The sequence below is a fragment of the Qipengyuania psychrotolerans genome (assembly GCF_019711355.1).
GTDB classification, from domain to species: domain Bacteria; phylum Pseudomonadota; class Alphaproteobacteria; order Sphingomonadales; family Sphingomonadaceae; genus Qipengyuania; species Qipengyuania psychrotolerans.
This window is the reverse complement of sequence record NZ_CP081297.1, coordinates 268,461-285,959: the sequence shown is the minus strand read 5'-3', so window position 1 is coordinate 285,959 and position 17,499 is coordinate 268,461. Positions and strand designations below refer to the sequence as shown.

The following is a 17,499-nucleotide window of genomic DNA, read 5'->3' as shown; positions in this document are numbered from 1 at the left end:
GCTCATTCGATCAAATCCTAGGCCATGATGATGTGACCTCCAAGTTTTGCAGGCCATCCTCACACGAATTTACAAAATCGCTACTTCCCAAATGGCTGACGCCATTGAACTTTCGCCGACTTGATCGATTTTCGGCATTGAATTTGGTTGAATGGCGGGAACCCGGCGCGGGCAACCTCGTTTCAATTTCACCACCCCCCAAGTCGCGATGGTGCGCGGAATAGCATTCCCTGCGACCATCGCTTCAAAGCCCCTTTTCGCCCATTAAAACGTGCGAAAAGGGGCTTTTTGTTTGGGCCGTTCGGTGGCAGTCTCCGCATAATGATCAAACCACTGATTTCGCTCGCCGCGATGCTCGCCCTCGCCCTTCCCGCCGCCGCGCAGGAAGAGCCCCAAGGTGCGCCTTCCCCGAACGAGATCGTAGGGCAAGCCGCACCGGAAGAGTGGATCGCAATCGCGCCAGAAGATTTGCTGGTGATGACCTTGGCCCCGGCAGACGATGGGACGGAGCGCAAGGTCGTTATCCAGCTGATGCCCGCACCCTTCAGCCAAGGCTGGGTGGAGAACATCCGCACCCTCGCCCGCACCAGATGGTACGACGATATCACCGTCAACCGCGTGCAGGATAATTACGTCGTCCAGTGGGGCGACATCAATTACGACAATCCGGAAGCTGAGGGAGAGGCCAAGCTCTTGCCCGACGGTCTGCGGGTGATGGAAGTAAAGGACTATGCGCCCGATGTTCCGCTGCGTTCATTCTCAAGCACTGGCGGGCCGTTAAAATCTGACGACTATGCCGAGCGGGTAGGTTTTGTCGGCAGCATCCCGGTCGGCTATCGCATCTATTCGCCGCCGCCTGGTGCGAGATTAGCCGACTTTCTCACGCAGGCATGGCCGATCCACTGCTATGGCATGGTAGGCGTAGGCCGAGGCTACTCGCCCGATACCGGCTCCGGGGCCGAACTTTATACCGTGATCGGCCATGCACCGAGGCATCTTGACCGCAATATCGCTCTCGTGGGCCGGATTGTAGACGGGATGGAGCACCTCTCCAGCCTGCCTCGCGGCAACGGTGCGCTGGGCTTCTATACTGCCGACGAAGCAGATAAGCGCACCCCAATCCTTTCGGTCCGCATTGCCAGCGACCTGCCGGAAGGTGACCGACCTTCCTTTGAATATCTCTCAACTGGAGGAGAGACCTTCGCCCGCTATGCGGAAGCCCGCGCAAATCGCCGCGATCCTTTCTTCATCGTCCCTGCAGGCGGCGCGGATATCTGCAATATTCCCGTTCCCATCCGCCGCGCAGGCGAGTGAGCGAATCGGTCACTTGCACCCTCCCCCTGCGCCAATGGCGAGGGGAGCGTGGGACATATCATCTCGTTACCATTACCGGCGATGGTGCCGCACAGATTGCCATGCACGAACGCCTCACCCGGCTCGAGCTCGGCAGCAGGCGCGGCTTCGGTTCGGTCAAAGTGGTTGCCCAAATCGGCGATACGAGGTGGAAGTCTTCGGTCTTTCCGCAGAACGCCCGGTCGGAATGGGTGCTGCTGGTATCGAAGAAAGTAATGAAGGCAGAAGACCTCGCCGTGGACGATGAACTCGCCGTCGATATCGAGCTGCTCTAGAGCTTTTCCATCAATTCGATGCGGTTACCGAAGGGATCCTCAATGTCGCCGCGCCGGTAGCCCTCGAGCGCCTTGCCCGGTTTGAACTTGATGCCTGCTGCCTGAAGCTTGGCTGCCATTGCACCCAGGTTTTCGACGAGCAATGCAGGATGCGCACGCCTTGCGGGCATGAATGCTTCTTCCACCCCGCAATGGATTGCGATGCCCTCCCCCTCGAACCAGCAGCCGCCGTTGACCGCGAGATGCCCCGGCTTGGCCACTTCTTCGAGGCCCATCAGCTCGGACCAGAATTTGCGGGCATGAACCTCCCCGCCATGCGGCATGGCGAGTTGCACATGGTCGATGCCGGTAAGCAAGCTCATGCGCGTTCTGCCTGTGCAACAGAATCGCTGGCCCTCAACGCGCTGAGGATGCGTGTCACATGGGCAAGGTCCTGAACTTCGAGATCTACCTCGTAGGTCGTGAATGGATGGTCCAGCTGCACCTGCTCGAGGCTTTTCACATTGACCACGTTCTTCGCAAAGATCCCTGCCATGTCTGCCAGCGTACCCGGCCGGTCATATAGCGTGACCCGAAGCCGTCCGACTGCGCCGCGCGAACGCTTGCCCCAGCTCAGATCCAGCCAGTCGTGATCGATCCCGCTGGCAAGCTGGTGACAATCGATAGTGTGGACTTCCACGCCTTCGTTGGGTTTGCGCAATCCGACGATGCGGTCTCCCGGAACCGGGTGACAGCATTCGGCCAGCTGGAACCCTACCCCTGCAGTCAGGCCGCGGATCGAGATCGACTTCCCACTGCGCAGCCATTCGGCATCATCTTCACCCAGGCTTTCGGTACAGCCCGGAACCAGCGCCTCCATAACATCACGGTCACCGATGTTGGCCGAACCGATGGCATAGAAGAGCTCTTCGTCATCTTCCATTTCAAGCCGCTTCACCGCTTCGCGAAGGGCCTTCTTGCCTATCTTGGCGGGTACGCGGGTCGCGATTTCATCATACAGTTTCTGTCCGATTTCCGCGATTTCAGCGCGTTCTTTCAGACGCACGGCGCGCCGGATCGCGGCGCGCGCCTTACCGGTCACGACAAACCCCAGCCAGCTCATCTGCGGCTCGGTATTCTTGCCCTTCAAAATTTCGACCACGTCGCCATTATTGAGCTGGGTGCGAAGCGGCATATGCCGCCCGTTGATCTTTGCACCGACGGTCGCGCCGCCCAGATCGGTGTGAACAGCAAAAGCAAAGTCGACCGCAGTCGAGCCCTTGGGCAGCTGGAAGAGCGCGCCCTTGGGGGTGAACGCGAAGATACGATCCTGGTAGATCGCCATGCGCGTATGCTCGAGCAATTCCTCGGGATCATGACTGGCGTCGACAATTTCGATCAGGTCGCGCAGCCAGCCGACTTGCCCATCCGGCTTGTCTGCCTGCTTGTATGCCCAATGCGCAGCCAGCCCGAATTCGTTGGTCTGGTGCATATCGCGCGTGCGGATCTGCACCTCCACGCGCATCGATTTGCCGTAGATGAGCGAGGTGTGGAGGCTTCGGTACCCGTTGGTCTTGGGCGTCGAGATATAATCCTTGAACCGTCCGGGCAGGAATTGCCAAGTCGTGTGAAGGATACCCAGAGCGCGGTAACAATCGGCCTCGTTTTCGGTAATGATCCGGAACGCCATGATGTCGGTCACCTGCTCGAACGAGACGTGGCGTTCGGCCATCTTGCGCCAGATTGAATAGGGGTGCTTTTCGCGTCCCGATACCTCGACCTGCAATCCGGCCTCGGCCAGCGCGTGCTTCATATCCAGTGCGATGGCATCGACCTGGCCTCCGTCTTCTTGGCGGATATGGTCAAGGCGCTGATTGATCGTCTCGAAGGCCTCTGGCTCGAGCTGTTCAAAAGCCAGCATCTGCATTTCGCGCATGTATTCGTACATGCCGACCCGTTCTGCCAGCGGAGCGTAGATATCCATCGTTTCGCGCGCGATGCGCTGGCGCTTTTCGGGGTTCTTGATGAAGTTCAGCGTGCGCATGTTGTGCAAGCGGTCACCCAGCTTGACCAGCAACACGCGAATATCCTCGCTCATGGCGAGAAGGAACTTACGCAGATTTTCCGCCGCGCGCTCGTTTTCAGGCATCTGCTCGATCTTGGAGAGCTTGGTCACGCCGTCCACCAGGCGCGCAACATCGCTTCCGAAGTTCTTTTCGATATCCTCGATCGTCGCGAGAGTATCTTCGACGGTATCGTGCAGCAGGGCGGTTGCGATGGTTTCCTGATCGAGTTTCAGGTCGGTCATCAATCCGGCGACTTCGACCGGATGGCTGAAATAGGGATCCCCGCTAGCCCGGGTCTGTGTGCCGTGTTTCTGTACGGTATAAACGTAGGCGCGGTTAAGCATGGCCTCGTCGGCGTCAGGGTCGTATTCCTTGACCCGCTCTACAAGTTCGTACTGGCGCAGCATGCTTGAACACGATGTGGGCAAACCGTGCTGCAATGCAACGCAAAAATCCTACAATCGGGCTTCAAGTGCTTCGATAAAGGGCGCAGGCTGGTCGAGGCGAAAGGCGATACGCCCAATATTTCGCGTTTTTCCGAACAGGCCCGTGTGCGGGATGGGCGAGCGAAGGCGCAGGATCACATTGGGGTGGGACAGGATCGCGGCATTCAGGACCTCCGCCCGATCGGTCTCGGCCTTGGTGATGGACGGCTCCAGCGCCTCGATGGCATCGATCGGAACGCGCAGATTGATCAGGAGTCCGGCGCGCACTCGCACGAATTCCCGGCCGAGCAGGATGGGATAAAGCCGGAAGCCTTTCATCAGCGCGATCAGAAACAGCGCTCCCCAGATACCGAGGGCCAGAAGGACGATTGCCGCAGGCCGGCTCCAATGGCTGACAAGCAGGTCCACCACCACGATTTCGATCATCTGGAGGACGAGGAAGACCGCGATCATCGGGTTGATTACGCGGTGATAGGCGAAAGCCTGCGTGCCTGCGGGTACCAGCGGCTTCGCCCCCCACTTGAAGAGCGCCAAACGCATCATGCCGCTTTCGAATGCCGCAAAGCGCACCAATTTGGCAGGCAGCACCTCGCTTGCCGCCTTTTCGAAAGACCTGGTGCGGCGGTAGGTGTGCCATGCTTCGATAGCACTCCAGCCGGCATAGGCGATTACGGTCAGCGCCATTGCGATCACCACCGACCGCATGTCGAGCAGGGCTTCGCGCACCGGGCTCGCAGCGGCAAGCGTCGCCACGATACAGCCCGCTGCGATCGTGCCCAGCAGAACACGAAGGCCGGGGCGGTGCTTTGGGGCCTTGGCAATCGCGGCCAAGGTCAGGGCATCGGCGGCGATCCAGAGGAACAGCAGGGCTGCGGTGCGCGGGTGGCGCGCCGCAAGATCGCTATGCGTGGCAAGGCGGGCAGCGATAATGGCTAGCAGCGGGACCAGCAAGATCGCAGCCGGGGCAAAACGGGCGGAAAGGCTTGCTTTCAATGCATTTCTCCCTGCTCCTGCTGTCTAACCGACTCTCAGAAACCGTTCAATGGCAATGGGTGCACCAGCACGTGCAACCCACGCAATCATTCTGCCGCCAATATCCGATCCACTCCTGCACGTGTCACCGAATGATAGTTGTCACGGGTCTTGGCATAGATGCGCTGCGCGACAGGTCGGCCCCAGTCGCCCTGGTCCCACAGGACCTGGAATAGCGGACGGACGAATTTGGCCCGACCGACGCGGGCGAGGAACTCTTCGGCCTGGGGAACGGCGGGCTCGTACCGGTTTTCCAGCGCCATCTCGAGCCAGAGGAAAAGGATCTCGTTATTCCCAGTGTCCGAAAGGCCCAGTGCAGTATCGAGCGCGGCAAGCTGGCTGGCTGGAAGCTCGGCGGGCACGCTGTCGAGGAACCGCATCTGCTCAGCCGCAGTCCAGCCCGGATATGCGGCAGGGATAGTCTGCATTCGCGCATAATCGCTCACCGCTGCATCGACCTCGGAGAAAGCCGACGGATCTGGTTTCGCGACATTCGACGGGAGGCCCGGTTCAAAAATCCACTCGCGGAGCATCAGCGCCTTCGCCTCGCGTTCGGAGGCGACGAGGTTCTCCATCATGTCTTCGTAGAACATCTCGCTGGTGGCAGGTTCGAACGCGTGGTTGTCGAACCACTGGCGCAGCCACGCATCGAACCGCTCGCGGCCCACGATATTCTCGACCGTCAGGAGGAAGAATGCGCCCTTGTCATAGGCGATCGCGCTGCCAAGTTCATACTCACCCTCGGTGCTGAGCGCCGTGCCCGGAGCATCTGCACCGACCTCGCCCAACACCTCCTCGATATTGGCGAACATCAGCGCCGCTTCCTGCTGTGCACGCTTCTTTCCGTAGACCGCTTCGACGATGCGATTTTCGAAATAGGTCGTGACACCCTCGTTGAGCCAACTGTCGCCCCACACGGCGTTGGTGACCAGATTGCCCGACCAGCTATGGGCAAGTTCGTGCGCAACGAGGCCGTTATTCGAACGGTCGCCAGCGATGAAAGTTGGCGTGAGGAAGGTCATCACAGGGTTTTCCATGCCCCCGTACGGAAATGCCGGGGGCAGGACGATCATGTCATAGCGTCCCCAGCGATATTCGCCGTAGAGCGCTTCGGCTGCGACCACCATTTCCTCGGTATCGGCAACCTCCTGATAGGCATTCTCCAGTACGGAAGGCTCTGCCCAGACGCCGGTCCGCGGACCGATTGCCTTGAAGTCGATATCGCCTGCCGCGATCGCGATGAGATAAGGCGGAACCGGCTTGTCCATCAGGAACCGGAACGCGCGGCGGCCATCACCCAGATCTTCCGGTTCGCCCTGCTGAACCCCGCTCATGACCACGTCGAGCGGTTTGGGAGCCGTTATGCGCGCCTCCCATGTCTGGCGAATTCCGGGGCTGTCCTGAGTCGGTATCCACGTGCGGTTGAGGATCGCCTGACCTTGGCTGAACAGGTACGGATGCTCTCCGCCGGAAGTCTGCTGCGGTGTGAGCCATTGCAGAGCACTCGCATCCTGCGGTGCGCGGTAATCAATGCGGATGCTGCGAGCATCGCCGATGGCGATCGAAAGCGGTGCTCCCTTGCCGCCCTCGACTTCAGTTTCGCCCACGGTGAAGGCGAGATCGCGTCCGGCACTGTCGGTAATCCGTTCGATCAGCAGGCCGTTGGAATCGAGAATCAGCTCGTCCGCATCCTTGGCTGCGAGCACGCTCAGCTGCGCCGAACCGGCGACGCGCCTGGCCGCAAAATCGAGATCGAGATCGAGCGCGACGTGGGTTACCCGTGCGATTTGGGGTTTAGCATAGGTCAGCGTGTCGACTGCTTCCGGCGAGGTCAGGATCGGAGCAGCAAGAGTAGCGCCTTCCGCCGCCGAGGTGCCGGATTGAGGCATCGTCTGGCAGGCGGTGGTAGCCAGAAGGATGGTCAGGGTTGCGGCAATGCGGCGCATGATTGTCTCCGGAAAAGTCGGGTTCTTGATTGAAATATGGGGCACCTATTACGCATTCCCTGCCGCCAGACCAGAGCCAACCATGCAAACGTACCCGCGGCACTGGAAATGCTGCATAAATTAGGGCATGAGAACGTTAACAAACCGGAGGGCTACCCCATGAAGACGATCTTGCCGCTAATCGCCGCAACGCTTGCGCTCACTCCATTCAGCGCCGCGGCGCAGGAACCGGCCGAGCGCGAACTGCTGTTCGCAGATGAGTTTAATTCGGGCGAACTCGACCGCGAGAAGTGGATTACGATCGGTCTCGATTTCTGGGTCAATAACGAACAACAGATGTATGTCGACGACCCGGCCGTGATTGGCTTTATCGACGGCATTTCAGGTGCTGAAGGTGGCGTCTTGATGTTGCGCCCCGTTTTCAGCCCCGGCGTTGATCCGAACAAGGATCGCAATGCCCCGTTCGTATCCGGAAGGATCGAAACTCAGGGCAAGTTCGACTTCACTTATGGCCGCGCCGAAGCGCGCATCAAAATGCCTGCCAATGTCGGCGTGTGGCCCGCTTTTTGGCTGCTCGGCAACGGCAAATGGCCGGAAACCGGCGAAATCGACATCATGGAATACGTCGGAGAGAAAGACTGGATCGGCGTGGCACTTCACGGCCCCGGCTATTCCGGCGAAACCCCGCTGGTGAACAAGTTCTTCTTCCCTGAAGGCCTCGATGTGACCGAATGGCACAACTACGCCGTCGAGTGGAGCGAGGACAAGATCGAGTTCCTGGTGGATGACCATGTCACCTACCGCGTCACCCGTCCGATGGTAGAAAACTACGGCAAATGGCGGTTCGACAACGAGAAGTACCTGATCCTGAATTTCGCCATGGGCGGCGCTTATCCCTTCAAAACCAACCGGATTGAAGAACCTTATTCCGGCGTTCCCGCTGACACGGTAGAAGCCGTTCAGTCCGGTAAAGTTGCGATGCTGGTGGATTGGGTCCGCGTTTGGGGTCCGGCTGAGTGATCAGGGGAGCACGGTCCTAGCCGGGACTCGTGACCAAGAGCCTGCCGTCATCATCCTGCGCAAGCCTCGCAAGTTTGAGAGAGGGGCATCTCGCTTCGGCCTCGCGCCCGTCGCTCAGCGAAAAGCGATAGCCATGCCAGGGACAAACGAGACTGCCGCCCTCGACTTCAACGTTGTTTAGAGGACCCAGCATATGCGGACACTTCGCCTGATGAGCGATCCATCCGCCACCGTGCCAGCGAACAACGACGTCGCCGTTTTCACTCTTCACCAGGTTCGGCGCTTCGCGGTCCATCGTAATGGCGAGTCCGAGATCGCGGCCATGCTCAAGCAGACTTGTGGTCTTGCCGCGATGCATATCCAACGCGTTCTGACGCGCCGTCATTAGCGCCTCGTCTTCGTCATACAGCTTCGCATACTGCATTCGAAGTGCTGCGAGGATCATCAAGCCTTGCTGCTCGCTCTCCGGGGGGTGCGGCAGGTAGAAGCGCACTTCGATCGCGATGCCCGCCCGGCCTCGGTTGGCCGCCGCCTGCGTATGGATCTGCACACCCTCGCCAAAGCCGCGCACAACGGTTGTTGCCCAATAGTGCTTCTGCTTGTCGACCAGCAGTTCGACCGCCTGCTCGCCCCCGCCTCCCGGTAGGGCGGCCATGCAGCGCCAGCCCCATGCCCCCTGCTCCACCAATGCGATATCCGCGAAGGAAGACGGGTGGACGAAGGGCAGGTGTTCCCAGTCGTATGCATTTTCCATCATGCGCGTCAGGCTGACTGGCAAGTCGCGGCGATAGTCTCCCAGAAAGTGCAGTTGCGGCACTGCGGCATAGTTGATTTGCCTGGCACGCCCCTCAAAGGCGGTCAGATCGCCAGCGCCTAGCTCCACGTCGCCTCGGGCGGGAGGCTCATCAGGATGGCGTCGATATTGCCGCCGGTCTTGAGGCCGAACAATGTGCCCCGGTCGTATACGAGATTGAATTCGGCATAGCGTCCGCGCCATTCGAGCTGCTGCTGCTTGTCAGCTTCGGTGAATTCACTTTCCATCCGTCGGCGGACAAGCTTCGGGAAGATGTCGAGGAACGCCTCGCCAACGTCTTTCGTGAAGGCGAGATTGCGTTCGAACGCGGCCTCGTCCTCGCATTCGAGATGATCGTAGAAGATTCCCCCCACCCCGCGGTGCACACCCCGGTGCGGGATGTAGAAATATTCATCCGCCCACTTCTTGAACCGGTCGTAATAGGTCGGGTTATGACCTGCACAGGCAGCGCGGAAGCGTGCGTGGAAGTCAGCGGTGTCTTCCTCGTAAGGAATTGGCGGGTTGAGATCCGCCCCGCCTCCGAACCATGATTTGCTGGTGGTCAGGAACCGTGTGTTCATATGGACCGCTGGCACATGAGGGTTCGCCATGTGGGCCACCAGGCTGATGCCGGTCGCGGAAAAGCCGGGGTTTTCGGCAGTGGCACCGTTGATGGAACCAGCGAACTCGGGCGCGAACTTGCCGCGAACCGTCGATACATTGACGCCGACCTTCTCGAAAACCTTGCCTTTCATCAAGCCGCGTGTCCCGCCGCCGGGATCGGGATTGCCCTCTTCCTCGCGGTCCCATTTGTCGTACTGGAAACTGGCGTCCGATCCGGCTTCGCGCTCGATGCTTTCGAATTCGGCGCAGATACGGTCGCGAAGGGTTTCGAACCAGCTACGCGCCTCTTCGGTTTTCTGGGTCCAATCGGTCATGAAAGGAGCCTTGCCATTCACCGGCGGCTACGGCAATAGCGGCGCATGGTTCCCCTTTCGTTCGCTGGCGAGGAATGGCTCCTCACTGAAGGCCGCGCCCTTTACTGGCCGCGCGAACGCGCGTTGCTGGTCGCCGACCTGCATCTGGAAAAGGGCAGCTATTTCGCAGGTCATGGCCAGATGATCCCGCCATACGACAGCCGCGAAACGCTGGAGCGGGTTGCTCTCGCCATTCGTGAAACAGGCGCGAGGCGGGTCATCACACTGGGCGACAATTTTCACGATTCGGCTGGATCGACGCGGCTCGAACCCCATGCATGCGGAATGCTGGAAGCGCTCACCAAGGCGGTCGACTGGGTCTGGATCACCGGCAATCACGATCCCGACATGGATGCACGATGCGGCGGCACGCTGGCGGAAGAACTGGAAATTGGCGGCACGATCTTGAGACACCGCGCCAAGCCGGGGGAACTGCGCCCCGAACTGTCCGGCCACTACCATCCGCGCATTCAGCTGACCGTGCACCGCCGGCACATTCGCCGCCCCTGTGCGGTAGTGAGCGCGAACGACGGCGCCGACGGCAAGCCTTCCGGCCGCATGATCTTGCCCGCGTTCGGCGCTTATACCGGCGGGATGAACGCGGCAGACCCGGCCATCCTCAAAGCGCTCCAACCGGCAGACCGGATTGACGCAGTCGTGCCCGCGAAAGGCCAGCTGGCGCGGTTCAATTTGTGGAATAGCGCAGCCTGAATTGACTGCGTTGTCGGTTTTTAGGGCTACTCGGCGGCAAACCCCTTCCGAATCTGCGGAACTACGCCTACATGGACCGCATATTAGAGGCACACAAAGGAGATTGCCCCATAGCCCGTCCTCCCCGGCGCAGCATGCAAATGCCCGTGAAAAGCGGCCCGCGCTACGATAACATGATCAATGTCCCCAAGGTCCGCGTGATCGATCACGAAGGCGAAAACCTTGGGGTGATGTTCACCCGCGAAGCGACCGAACAGGCCAATGAGCTCGGCCTCAACCTCGTCGAGGTATCACCCAGCGCAGACCCGCCTGTGTGCAAGTTCCTCGACGTCGGCAAATATCGCTACGAGGCGCAGAAGAAGGCAAACCTCGCGCGGAAAACGCAGAAGACCCAGGATATCAAAGAGGTCAAGATGCGCCCGAACATCGACACCCACGACTATGACGTGAAGATGCGCAACGTCGTGAAGTTCATCGAAAACGGGGACAAGGTGAAGTGCACCCTGCGCTTCCGCGGCCGTGAAATGGCGCACCAGCAGCTGGGGATGGACCTCCTCAACCGCGTGCGTGACGACGTGGAAGAAATCGCCAAGGTCGAAAGCTTTCCGCGGCTCGAAGGCCGCCAGATGCTGATGGTACTTGCGCCGAAATAGGCGTGTGATCGTCTGACAACGAAATAATACGGGGCGGCGCCAAGGCGTGCGCCCCGTTTTCGTTTTCAGGTTTGAGACTGTTTGGGGCGACGAACGACATTTGTCGATTATATCAATCGACGAAATGCTTGGCTTCATCGTCGAGTCACGTTGCCTCGCTATGCAAATAGACAGTATTATAGAAAAATATTGGGGCGAAGTTCGTGAATGCCTCTGTACCGACAATGTTTGACAGGGACTGACCCGTGAAAAAGCACCTTATTGCATCCGCAGCCATTGCAGCCGTACTTGCGGGCACCTCAAACGCTTCCGCTCAGGAAACGCTGAACCCGATGCTTGCTCAGGCTAGTGTCAGTCAGGTCGATTTTGCTCGTTTCACTCCCCGCCCCGAGAAGCAGGCCGCGCTGGATTATTCGATCTGGGAAGATGCGCTCCAGTACATGGTCTTGCGCATGGGCCCCTCGACGCGAGATGGCGAGCGCCGGCCTGATGCCGGCTTGGGTACACGCCAGGTTTACGGACACGATTCGCGGGTGCGTTTGGAAGGCAACCGCATCCCGTTTTCGATCATGGACGACGTTGCGATCACCACGCTTACCGAATACCGGCAGGATTTGGAGGCGATTGGCAGCGATGTCGACATTGCAACCCTGCCCAGAAACGAGCAGCTCGCTTACTGGATCAATCTCCACAACGTGGCCGTGATCGAACAGATAGCGCTCAACTATCCCCTTATCTCGCCATCGCGGATGAAGCTGGGTGCGAACCAGACCCCCCTGGATGAAACACAATTCATCACGGTTGCTGGCGTTTCGATGAGCCCGAAGGATATCCGCACGCGGATCGTGTTCCCGAACTGGAAAGACGCCAAGGTTATCTACGGATTTTTCCGCGGCGAAGTGGGTGGACCTTCAGTCCTGCGTGAAGCGCACACCGGCAAGAACGTCGAACGGCTACTCCTGGAAGGCGGCAACGAATTTGTGAATTCGCTGCGCGGTGTAGAGGGATACGGGAAGACGTTGCTCGTATCTGCGATCTATGAAGAAGCAGCTCCATTTTATTTCCCGAGCTTGGGTGATGATTTTCGCGCCCATTTGAACTCTTTGGCGGAAGACGAGGTTAAGAACTTGATCGCCTCCAAGAGTGAAGTGAAATTCAACCAGTATGTTGACCGGGTCGCAGACCTTGCCGGCGGCGAACGAGCGCCCACCTACAACGAAATCGTCTCCGATGATCGCGTTCAGGGCTTCCGTATCTCACCGTCCGTTGCCCGCCTCCTGACCGAGCGCCAGAAGAAATATGAAAAGCTCCGCAAGGAAGGCCGCACCGGACGTGTAATCGTCCTCCCCAATCCAGGCGAAACTATTGGCGAGCCTCGAGCCGAGGTGGATTAACACGTCCACCGATATGGCGGCAGCCACGATTGGCTTGATCGATCCGGCTTGCTAACCCTCGCCCGATGGGTGGAGGGTAATCAGTGACGGCCAAGAATATCGGGCTTGCAGCGGGGCTTGCGGCCCTTGTCCTTTCCATCTTTGCGCCGCTTCCATCCGGGATGGACCGGCAGGCGCTTATCGTCGCCGGCCTCGTCATACTGATGGCCGCCTGGTGGATGACCGAAGCCCTTCCCCTTACGGCGACGGCGCTGATGCCATTTCTCGTGTTACCTTTCGCGGGCGTAATGGACGCCCGAACGACTGCGAGCGCATACTATTCTCCGATCCTCTTCCTGATCCTCGGCGGCGCTTTTATTGCCCTGGCGATCGAGCGGACAGGTCTGCACCGGCGACTTGCGCTCGCATTGCTGAGCATGGTCGGAGCCAAGGGCGGACAGACAGGTGTGCTGCTCGCCTTCATGATCACGGCAGCGGTTCTGTCCATGCTGATCTCGAACACGTCGACTGCGCTCATCATGATGCCCATGGCAATCGCGGTTTTGCGCGGCGGAGGGTCCCCCGATGCCGAACAGGATGGCCTTGCCGGCGCCCTGCCCATGGGAATTGCCTTTGCCGCCAGTATAGGCGGGCTCGGTACGCTTGTCGGCTCGCCGACAAACGCGATTGCTGTCGGGCTGCTCGACACCCTGACGGGCACCCGGATTACCTTTGCGCAGTGGGCCTATTACGGTCTTCCAGTAGTCATCATCGGCATTCCTATTGCCGCGTGGCTGATCGCCAAGGTCCAGCGCGTTTCGGATATCCCCTTCGACACCGCCACCGCACGCAAGGCTATCGACAGCCATACTGCCTGGTCCAGTGCGGAACGGCGATTGGTGCCGATCATTGCGGTGACCTTCATGCTCTGGATGGGTCAGCGATGGATTGCGCCGTTCCTGCCTGACGGATCGCTGACCGACGGTACTATCGCAATTGCGATGGGCCTTGCGCTCTTCCTTCTGCCAGACGGTACGGGCCGCCCACTCCTCGTCTGGGAAGAGGCTGACCGCGCGCCCTGGGGCGTGATCATGATGTTTGGCGGCGGGCTTGCGCTTGCAGCGGGCATGTCTGCCAGCGGGCTGGCCGACTGGCTTGGCAACGCCTTGTTGCCGCTCGAGACGTGGCCGCTGATCCTCGTCGCAATTGCTATTGTGGCCATGGTAGTTCTGATCACCGAGTTTGCCAGCAATGTGGCCACGGCCAGCGGGATTATCCCCGTGGTCGCCAGCCTGGTGGTTGCTCTTGGTGCCGATCCGATCCTCCTAGCCATGCCGGCCGCGCTGGCTGCGAGCTGGGGCTTCATGCTTCCAGCTGGAACCGGTCCCAATGCGATTGCATGGGCTACGGGCCGGATAAAGATCGATAGAATGGTAAAAGCGGGGTTCCTGCTCGATCTGGTCGGTATCGTAATGATCGTTCTGGTCGTTTGGGGAATGGCACAGATTACTGGTTGATCAGCCCCGGCATTGTCGGACTTCATCCTGCTCGGTAACGGCTCGAAGCAATCGCGATCAATTAGCTTCCTTCGCTTGATCTGACGGTCATGGGAGCTTATCCGCGCAAGCGTCATTGCTGTGCGCGGAGAAGCGTTCCTGCGGAGGTTAGGAACGGGTGCCGCGCGCCCGCCAACTAGCTCCCGCCTTCCTGGGAGCGTTCGACTACAGGAAGGATGCTCCTACTCATGAGCGACCACGATATCGACCCGACCAGCCCGCGAATGGCCCCGAAACCCGAAGCGACGAAAATCGCCGGGCGCGAGCTAAAGCCCAGCACACTGATGATGGGTCATGGCTATGATCCGGTGCTGTCCGAGGGCAGCCTGAAACCGCCGATCTTCCTGACATCGACCTTCGCATTCCCCAGCGCGGCAGAAGGCAAGCGTCACTTCGAAGGCATCACCGGCAAACGGCCCGGCGGCGCGGACGGCCTCGTCTATTCGCGTTTCAACGCTCCGAACCAGGAAATTCTCGAAGATCGCCTTTCGATCTGGGACGGCGCAGAAGACGCGCTCAGCTTCTCCAGCGGCATGACCGCGATTTGCGTGCTGCTGCTGGCCTATGCGAGCCAGGGCGACGTTATCGTCCACTCCGGGCCGCTCTATGCCGCATCCGAAGGCTTCATCGCCAAGGTGCTGGCGAAGTTCGGCGTCACCTACATCGATTTCCCGGCCGGTGCCACGCGCGAGGAAATCGACGCTGTGCTTGAAAAGGCCAAGGTCCAGGCAAGCGATCAGGGCGGCAAGGTCTGCATGATCTACCTCGAAAGCCCGGGCAATCCGACCAACGCACTGGTCGACATCGAAGCGGTCAAGGCAGCCCGCGATGCGGCGCTTGATTGGGACTGCCCCATCGCGATCGACAACACGTTTCTCGGCCCGCTGTGGCAGCGCCCGCTCGATCACGGAGCAGACATCGTGGTCTACTCGCTCACGAAGTATGTCGGCGGCCATTCGGACCTTGTTGCCGGCAGCATCGCAGGCGCGAAGAAATGGATGGATCCCGTCCGCGCCCTGCGCAACACCATGGGCGGTATTTGCGATCCGAACACGGCATGGATGCTGCTGCGTTCGCTCGAAACGGTCGAACTACGGATGCAGCGCGCCGGCGAGAATGCGATCAAGGTCTGCGATTACCTGTCTAAGCACCCCAAGGTCGAAGGCCTCGGCTACCTCGGCATGATCAAGGACGAGCGCCAGCAGGATATCTACGACCGCCATTGCCTGGGCGCAGGATCGACCTTCTCGCTCCTTCTCAAGGGCGGCGAGGCTGAATGCTTCCGGTTCCTCGACAGCCTGAAGATTGCCAAGCTCGCAGTCAGCCTGGGCGGCACGGAAACGCTTGCCAGCCATCCGGCCAGCATGACCCACCTTTCGGTGGCAGAAGGCCGCCGGGCGGAATTGGGTATATCCGATAATCTCGTGCGTATTTCGATCGGAATCGAGGATGCAGATGACCTTATCGCCGATTTCGAGCAGGCACTCGAGACCGTCTGAAGTGACGACCCGCATCGGCTTCCTTGCATGCAAGGATACCTTGCCCGGTGACGGGGAACGACGCGGCGACGCGTTCGAGCACGATCTGGAAGTCAAAGCATTGCGCCCGGCATTCGCCGATGCCGGGCTGGAACTGGTGGAGCTGGACTGGCGCTCACCACTGGATCAGTTTGCCGGCATGGCGATGGTGTTGCTGGGTACGGCCTGGGACTATCAGGACCATCCCCGCGAATTCATCGCCAAGCTGGCTGCCTTGCAAGAGCACGGCATCACGGTCCAGAATTCGCCAGACATCGTGCGGTGGAATTCCGACAAGAGCTATTTGAAGGATCTCGAGCAGCGCGGCGCTACCACCGTGCCGACGCTGTGGCTGGAGGACGCAGACAGGCAAGCTGTGACTGGGGCGATGGACCACTTCGGCACCGACCGCGTGGTGGTAAAGCGTCAGGTCGGCGCCGGAGGGATCGGGCAATACAGCTTCACCCGCGCCAGCTTGCCGGAAGCAGACTGGTCCATGGGGCGGCCCTGCATGATCCAGCCATTCCTCCCCAGTATTGTGGAGGAAGGTGAATACACCTTTGTCTTCATCGACGGCGAATATTCCCACGGCGTCCAGAAACGGGCGGCGCAGGACGAATACCGCATCCAGTCCCTCTATGGCGGATATGAATGCGACTATGCGCCCCCACCTGGTGACCTTGAGTGCGCCAGAACTATTGAACGCGCATTGCCATTCGCAGATGCGCTCTATTGCCGCATCGACATGGCGCGGCTGGCCACCGGCGAGCTTGCGGTCATGGAGGCAGAAATGATCGAGCCTTATCTCTACCCGCAGCAAGGCAGCCAATTGGGAATGCGGCTTGCCGAGGCGATCTGCAAACGGCTCGGTTAATCCAGATCCAGCGCGGTGAGTATTTTCGGCAGCAGCGGACGACTGAAGCGCACGCCGGCTTCAACGCCCCGCACCCACACGACCTCGCCAGCAAAGCCCAGCTTTTCATCGACCTCGAAGATGATGGTCGATCCCAGCTCTACGGCAGCGTCGAACAGCTCGATCCGGCAACCGGTTGGTGACACGTCACACAGGATCGCCTGCTCGCGCTGTTTGCGTACGATGCAGTCGAGGACGATGTTCGTCGACTTCCTGTCTGAGCTGCGTTGTTGCATTGTCATCTTGGGTTCCAAGACGCTTTTTTCGCAGAAAACCAGCAACAATTCGTAAATTCGCGCTTCACCATCGGAAGCCGCAGGAATTCAATATCTTGCGAAGATCAGCCCTTCCACTCGCGCCGCTCTTCGGCTGATTTGAGCACTTCATATGCGAGAGAATACTTCTGGAATTCGGCTGCCGCATCTGCATCGCCGGGCTTCACGTCCGGATGAACTTCCTTGGCCTTGCTCCGAAACGCCTTCTTCACCGCAGCGAATTCGGCATCCGCATCGAGCTCCAGCACTTCGAGCGCCCGCATCTCGTCGCCAGAGCGCGATCCGTCGCCGCTCCCGCCCCAACCGTAATGCTGGGCTTCTGCATAGCCCGCATTTTCGGTCTGCTCGGTCTTTGTGCGCGCTTCCTTCTCGGCCTTATCAAGGCCTTCGAAATAGTCCCACTTGCGGTTGTATTCTGCCGCATGGGTTTGACAGAACATCCACCTTTCCGGGCTGTTCGGAGCCTTTGGCGCAGGACAATTACCCACTTCTTCGCAGCCGTGGCGATCGCACAACCGGACCGTGGCGGCATCGCGCGTAGCCTCGTACCCGCGCCAGCGGGGGAAGCCCCAGTCGTTCGAACGACGCGGCTTAGGCATGAGAGGTCTGTGCTG

At 59.7% G+C, this 17,499-nt stretch carries 17 protein-coding genes; 9 read left to right on the top strand and 8 right to left on the bottom strand.

The window, feature by feature from the left end:
• Positions 1 to 321 precede the first annotated feature (321 nt).
• Both K3166_RS01445 and K3166_RS01440 read left to right on the top strand, forming a co-directional pair.
• Complete coding sequence (locus K3166_RS01445; protein ID WP_221422944.1) at positions 322 to 1,314, top strand: peptidylprolyl isomerase; 993 nt, start codon at positions 322 to 324, stop codon at positions 1,312 to 1,314.
• Positions 1,311 to 1,628, top strand: coding sequence for a DUF1905 domain-containing protein (locus K3166_RS01440; RefSeq protein ID WP_221422943.1), 318 nt, complete (start codon positions 1,311 to 1,313; stop codon positions 1,626 to 1,628). Before K3166_RS01445 ends, K3166_RS01440 begins: the two co-directional genes overlap by 4 nt.
• Here K3166_RS01440 and K3166_RS01435 read toward each other — a convergent pair.
• The 4 genes from K3166_RS01435 to K3166_RS01420 all read right to left on the bottom strand — a co-directional run bounded on the left by K3166_RS01435 (position 1,625) and on the right by K3166_RS01420 (position 7,097).
• Positions 1,625 to 1,990, bottom strand: coding sequence for a VOC family protein (locus K3166_RS01435; RefSeq protein ID WP_221422942.1), 366 nt, complete (start codon positions 1,988 to 1,990; stop codon positions 1,625 to 1,627). The genes K3166_RS01440 and K3166_RS01435 overlap by 4 nt on opposite strands.
• Positions 1,987 to 4,080: a RelA/SpoT family protein gene (locus K3166_RS01430; RefSeq protein WP_221422941.1), complete on the bottom strand. Its 2,094-nt coding sequence runs from the start codon at positions 4,078 to 4,080 to the stop codon at positions 1,987 to 1,989. The genes K3166_RS01435 and K3166_RS01430 overlap by 4 nt, the downstream gene beginning before the upstream one ends.
• Positions 4,081 to 4,128: 48 nt before the next feature.
• Entirely contained in the window at positions 4,129 to 5,112 is a 984-nt protein-coding gene (locus K3166_RS01425) for a hypothetical protein (protein WP_221422940.1), read from the bottom strand.
• Between the two features lie 86 nt (positions 5,113 to 5,198).
• Entirely contained in the window at positions 5,199 to 7,097 is a 1,899-nt protein-coding gene (locus K3166_RS01420) for a M1 family metallopeptidase (protein WP_221422939.1), read from the bottom strand.
• Between the two features lie 159 nt (positions 7,098 to 7,256).
• Here K3166_RS01420 and K3166_RS01415 point away from each other — a divergent pair, with 159 nt between their 5' ends.
• Positions 7,257 to 8,117 carry a glycoside hydrolase family 16 protein gene (locus K3166_RS01415; RefSeq protein WP_221422938.1) on the top strand — a complete coding sequence of 287 codons (861 nt, stop codon included), beginning with the start codon at positions 7,257 to 7,259 and terminating at the stop codon, positions 8,115 to 8,117.
• A gap of 16 nt (positions 8,118 to 8,133) precedes the next feature.
• Here the strand turns inward: K3166_RS01415 and K3166_RS01410 are convergent, their stop codons facing one another.
• Complete coding sequence (locus K3166_RS01410) at positions 8,134 to 9,000, bottom strand: Rieske (2Fe-2S) protein (RefSeq protein ID WP_221422937.1); 867 nt, start codon at positions 8,998 to 9,000, stop codon at positions 8,134 to 8,136.
• Positions 8,991 to 9,848, bottom strand: a complete 858-nt coding sequence (gene hemF / locus K3166_RS01405; protein WP_221422936.1) for an oxygen-dependent coproporphyrinogen oxidase — start codon at positions 9,846 to 9,848, stop codon at positions 8,991 to 8,993. The genes K3166_RS01410 and hemF overlap by 10 nt, the downstream gene beginning before the upstream one ends.
• A gap of 45 nt (positions 9,849 to 9,893) precedes the next feature.
• Between hemF and pdeM the strand changes: the two genes are divergently transcribed.
• The 6 genes from pdeM to K3166_RS01375 all read left to right on the top strand — a co-directional run bounded on the left by pdeM (position 9,894) and on the right by K3166_RS01375 (position 16,571).
• On the top strand, positions 9,894 to 10,598 hold the full coding sequence (pdeM, locus tag K3166_RS01400) for a ligase-associated DNA damage response endonuclease PdeM (protein ID WP_221422935.1): 705 nt from the start codon (positions 9,894 to 9,896) through the stop codon (positions 10,596 to 10,598).
• 134 nt (positions 10,599 to 10,732) lie between these two features.
• A complete protein-coding gene (gene infC / locus K3166_RS01395) occupies positions 10,733 to 11,251 on the top strand; it encodes a translation initiation factor IF-3 (protein ID WP_221422934.1) in 519 nt (172 codons plus the stop codon).
• Between the two features lie 245 nt (positions 11,252 to 11,496).
• A complete protein-coding gene (locus K3166_RS01390; RefSeq protein WP_221422933.1) occupies positions 11,497 to 12,645 on the top strand; it encodes a DUF547 domain-containing protein in 1,149 nt (382 codons plus the stop codon).
• 83 nt (positions 12,646 to 12,728) lie between these two features.
• Positions 12,729 to 14,141 carry an SLC13 family permease gene (locus tag K3166_RS01385; RefSeq protein ID WP_221422932.1) on the top strand — a complete coding sequence of 471 codons (1,413 nt, stop codon included), beginning with the start codon at positions 12,729 to 12,731 and terminating at the stop codon, positions 14,139 to 14,141.
• A gap of 227 nt (positions 14,142 to 14,368) precedes the next feature.
• Entirely contained in the window at positions 14,369 to 15,679 is a 1,311-nt protein-coding gene (locus K3166_RS01380) for a cystathionine gamma-synthase family protein (RefSeq protein WP_221422931.1), read from the top strand.
• A gap of 1 nt (position 15,680) precedes the next feature.
• Positions 15,681 to 16,571, top strand: a complete 891-nt coding sequence (locus K3166_RS01375; RefSeq protein ID WP_247714680.1) for an ATP-grasp domain-containing protein — start codon at positions 15,681 to 15,683, stop codon at positions 16,569 to 16,571.
• Here the strand turns inward: K3166_RS01375 and K3166_RS01370 are convergent.
• The gene (locus tag K3166_RS01370; protein WP_221422930.1) at positions 16,568 to 16,852 is read right to left on the bottom strand and encodes a PilZ domain-containing protein; all 285 of its coding nucleotides are present in this window, start codon (positions 16,850 to 16,852) and stop codon (positions 16,568 to 16,570) included. The genes K3166_RS01375 and K3166_RS01370 overlap by 4 nt on opposite strands.
• A 98-nt stretch (positions 16,853 to 16,950) precedes the next feature.
• Entirely contained in the window at positions 16,951 to 17,484 is a 534-nt protein-coding gene (locus K3166_RS01365; protein WP_221422929.1) for a J domain-containing protein, read from the bottom strand.
• Positions 17,485 to 17,499 lie beyond the last annotated feature (15 nt).

What these genes read in the sequence shown, in the direction of transcription:
- hemF (WP_221422936.1), bottom strand. Translation starts at nt 9,848, where the DNA reads ATGACCGATTGGACCCAGAAAACCGAAGAGGCGCGTAGCTGGTTCGAA.
- K3166_RS01435 (WP_221422942.1), bottom strand. Translation starts at nt 1,990, where the DNA reads ATGAGCTTGCTTACCGGCATCGACCATGTGCAACTCGCCATGCCGCAT.
- K3166_RS01380 (WP_221422931.1), top strand. Translation starts at nt 14,369, where the DNA reads ATGAGCGACCACGATATCGACCCGACCAGCCCGCGAATGGCCCCGAAA.
- K3166_RS01445 (WP_221422944.1), top strand. Translation starts at nt 322, where the DNA reads ATGATCAAACCACTGATTTCGCTCGCCGCGATGCTCGCCCTCGCCCTT.
- K3166_RS01420 (WP_221422939.1), bottom strand. Translation starts at nt 7,097, where the DNA reads ATGCGCCGCATTGCCGCAACCCTGACCATCCTTCTGGCTACCACCGCC.
- infC (WP_221422934.1), top strand. Translation starts at nt 10,733, where the DNA reads ATGCAAATGCCCGTGAAAAGCGGCCCGCGCTACGATAACATGATCAAT.
- pdeM (WP_221422935.1), top strand. Translation starts at nt 9,894, where the DNA reads ATGGTTCCCCTTTCGTTCGCTGGCGAGGAATGGCTCCTCACTGAAGGC.
- K3166_RS01370 (WP_221422930.1), bottom strand. Translation starts at nt 16,852, where the DNA reads ATGACAATGCAACAACGCAGCTCAGACAGGAAGTCGACGAACATCGTC.
- K3166_RS01430 (WP_221422941.1), bottom strand. Translation starts at nt 4,080, where the DNA reads ATGCTGCGCCAGTACGAACTTGTAGAGCGGGTCAAGGAATACGACCCT.
- K3166_RS01415 (WP_221422938.1), top strand. Translation starts at nt 7,257, where the DNA reads ATGAAGACGATCTTGCCGCTAATCGCCGCAACGCTTGCGCTCACTCCA.
- K3166_RS01365 (WP_221422929.1), bottom strand. Translation starts at nt 17,484, where the DNA reads ATGCCTAAGCCGCGTCGTTCGAACGACTGGGGCTTCCCCCGCTGGCGC.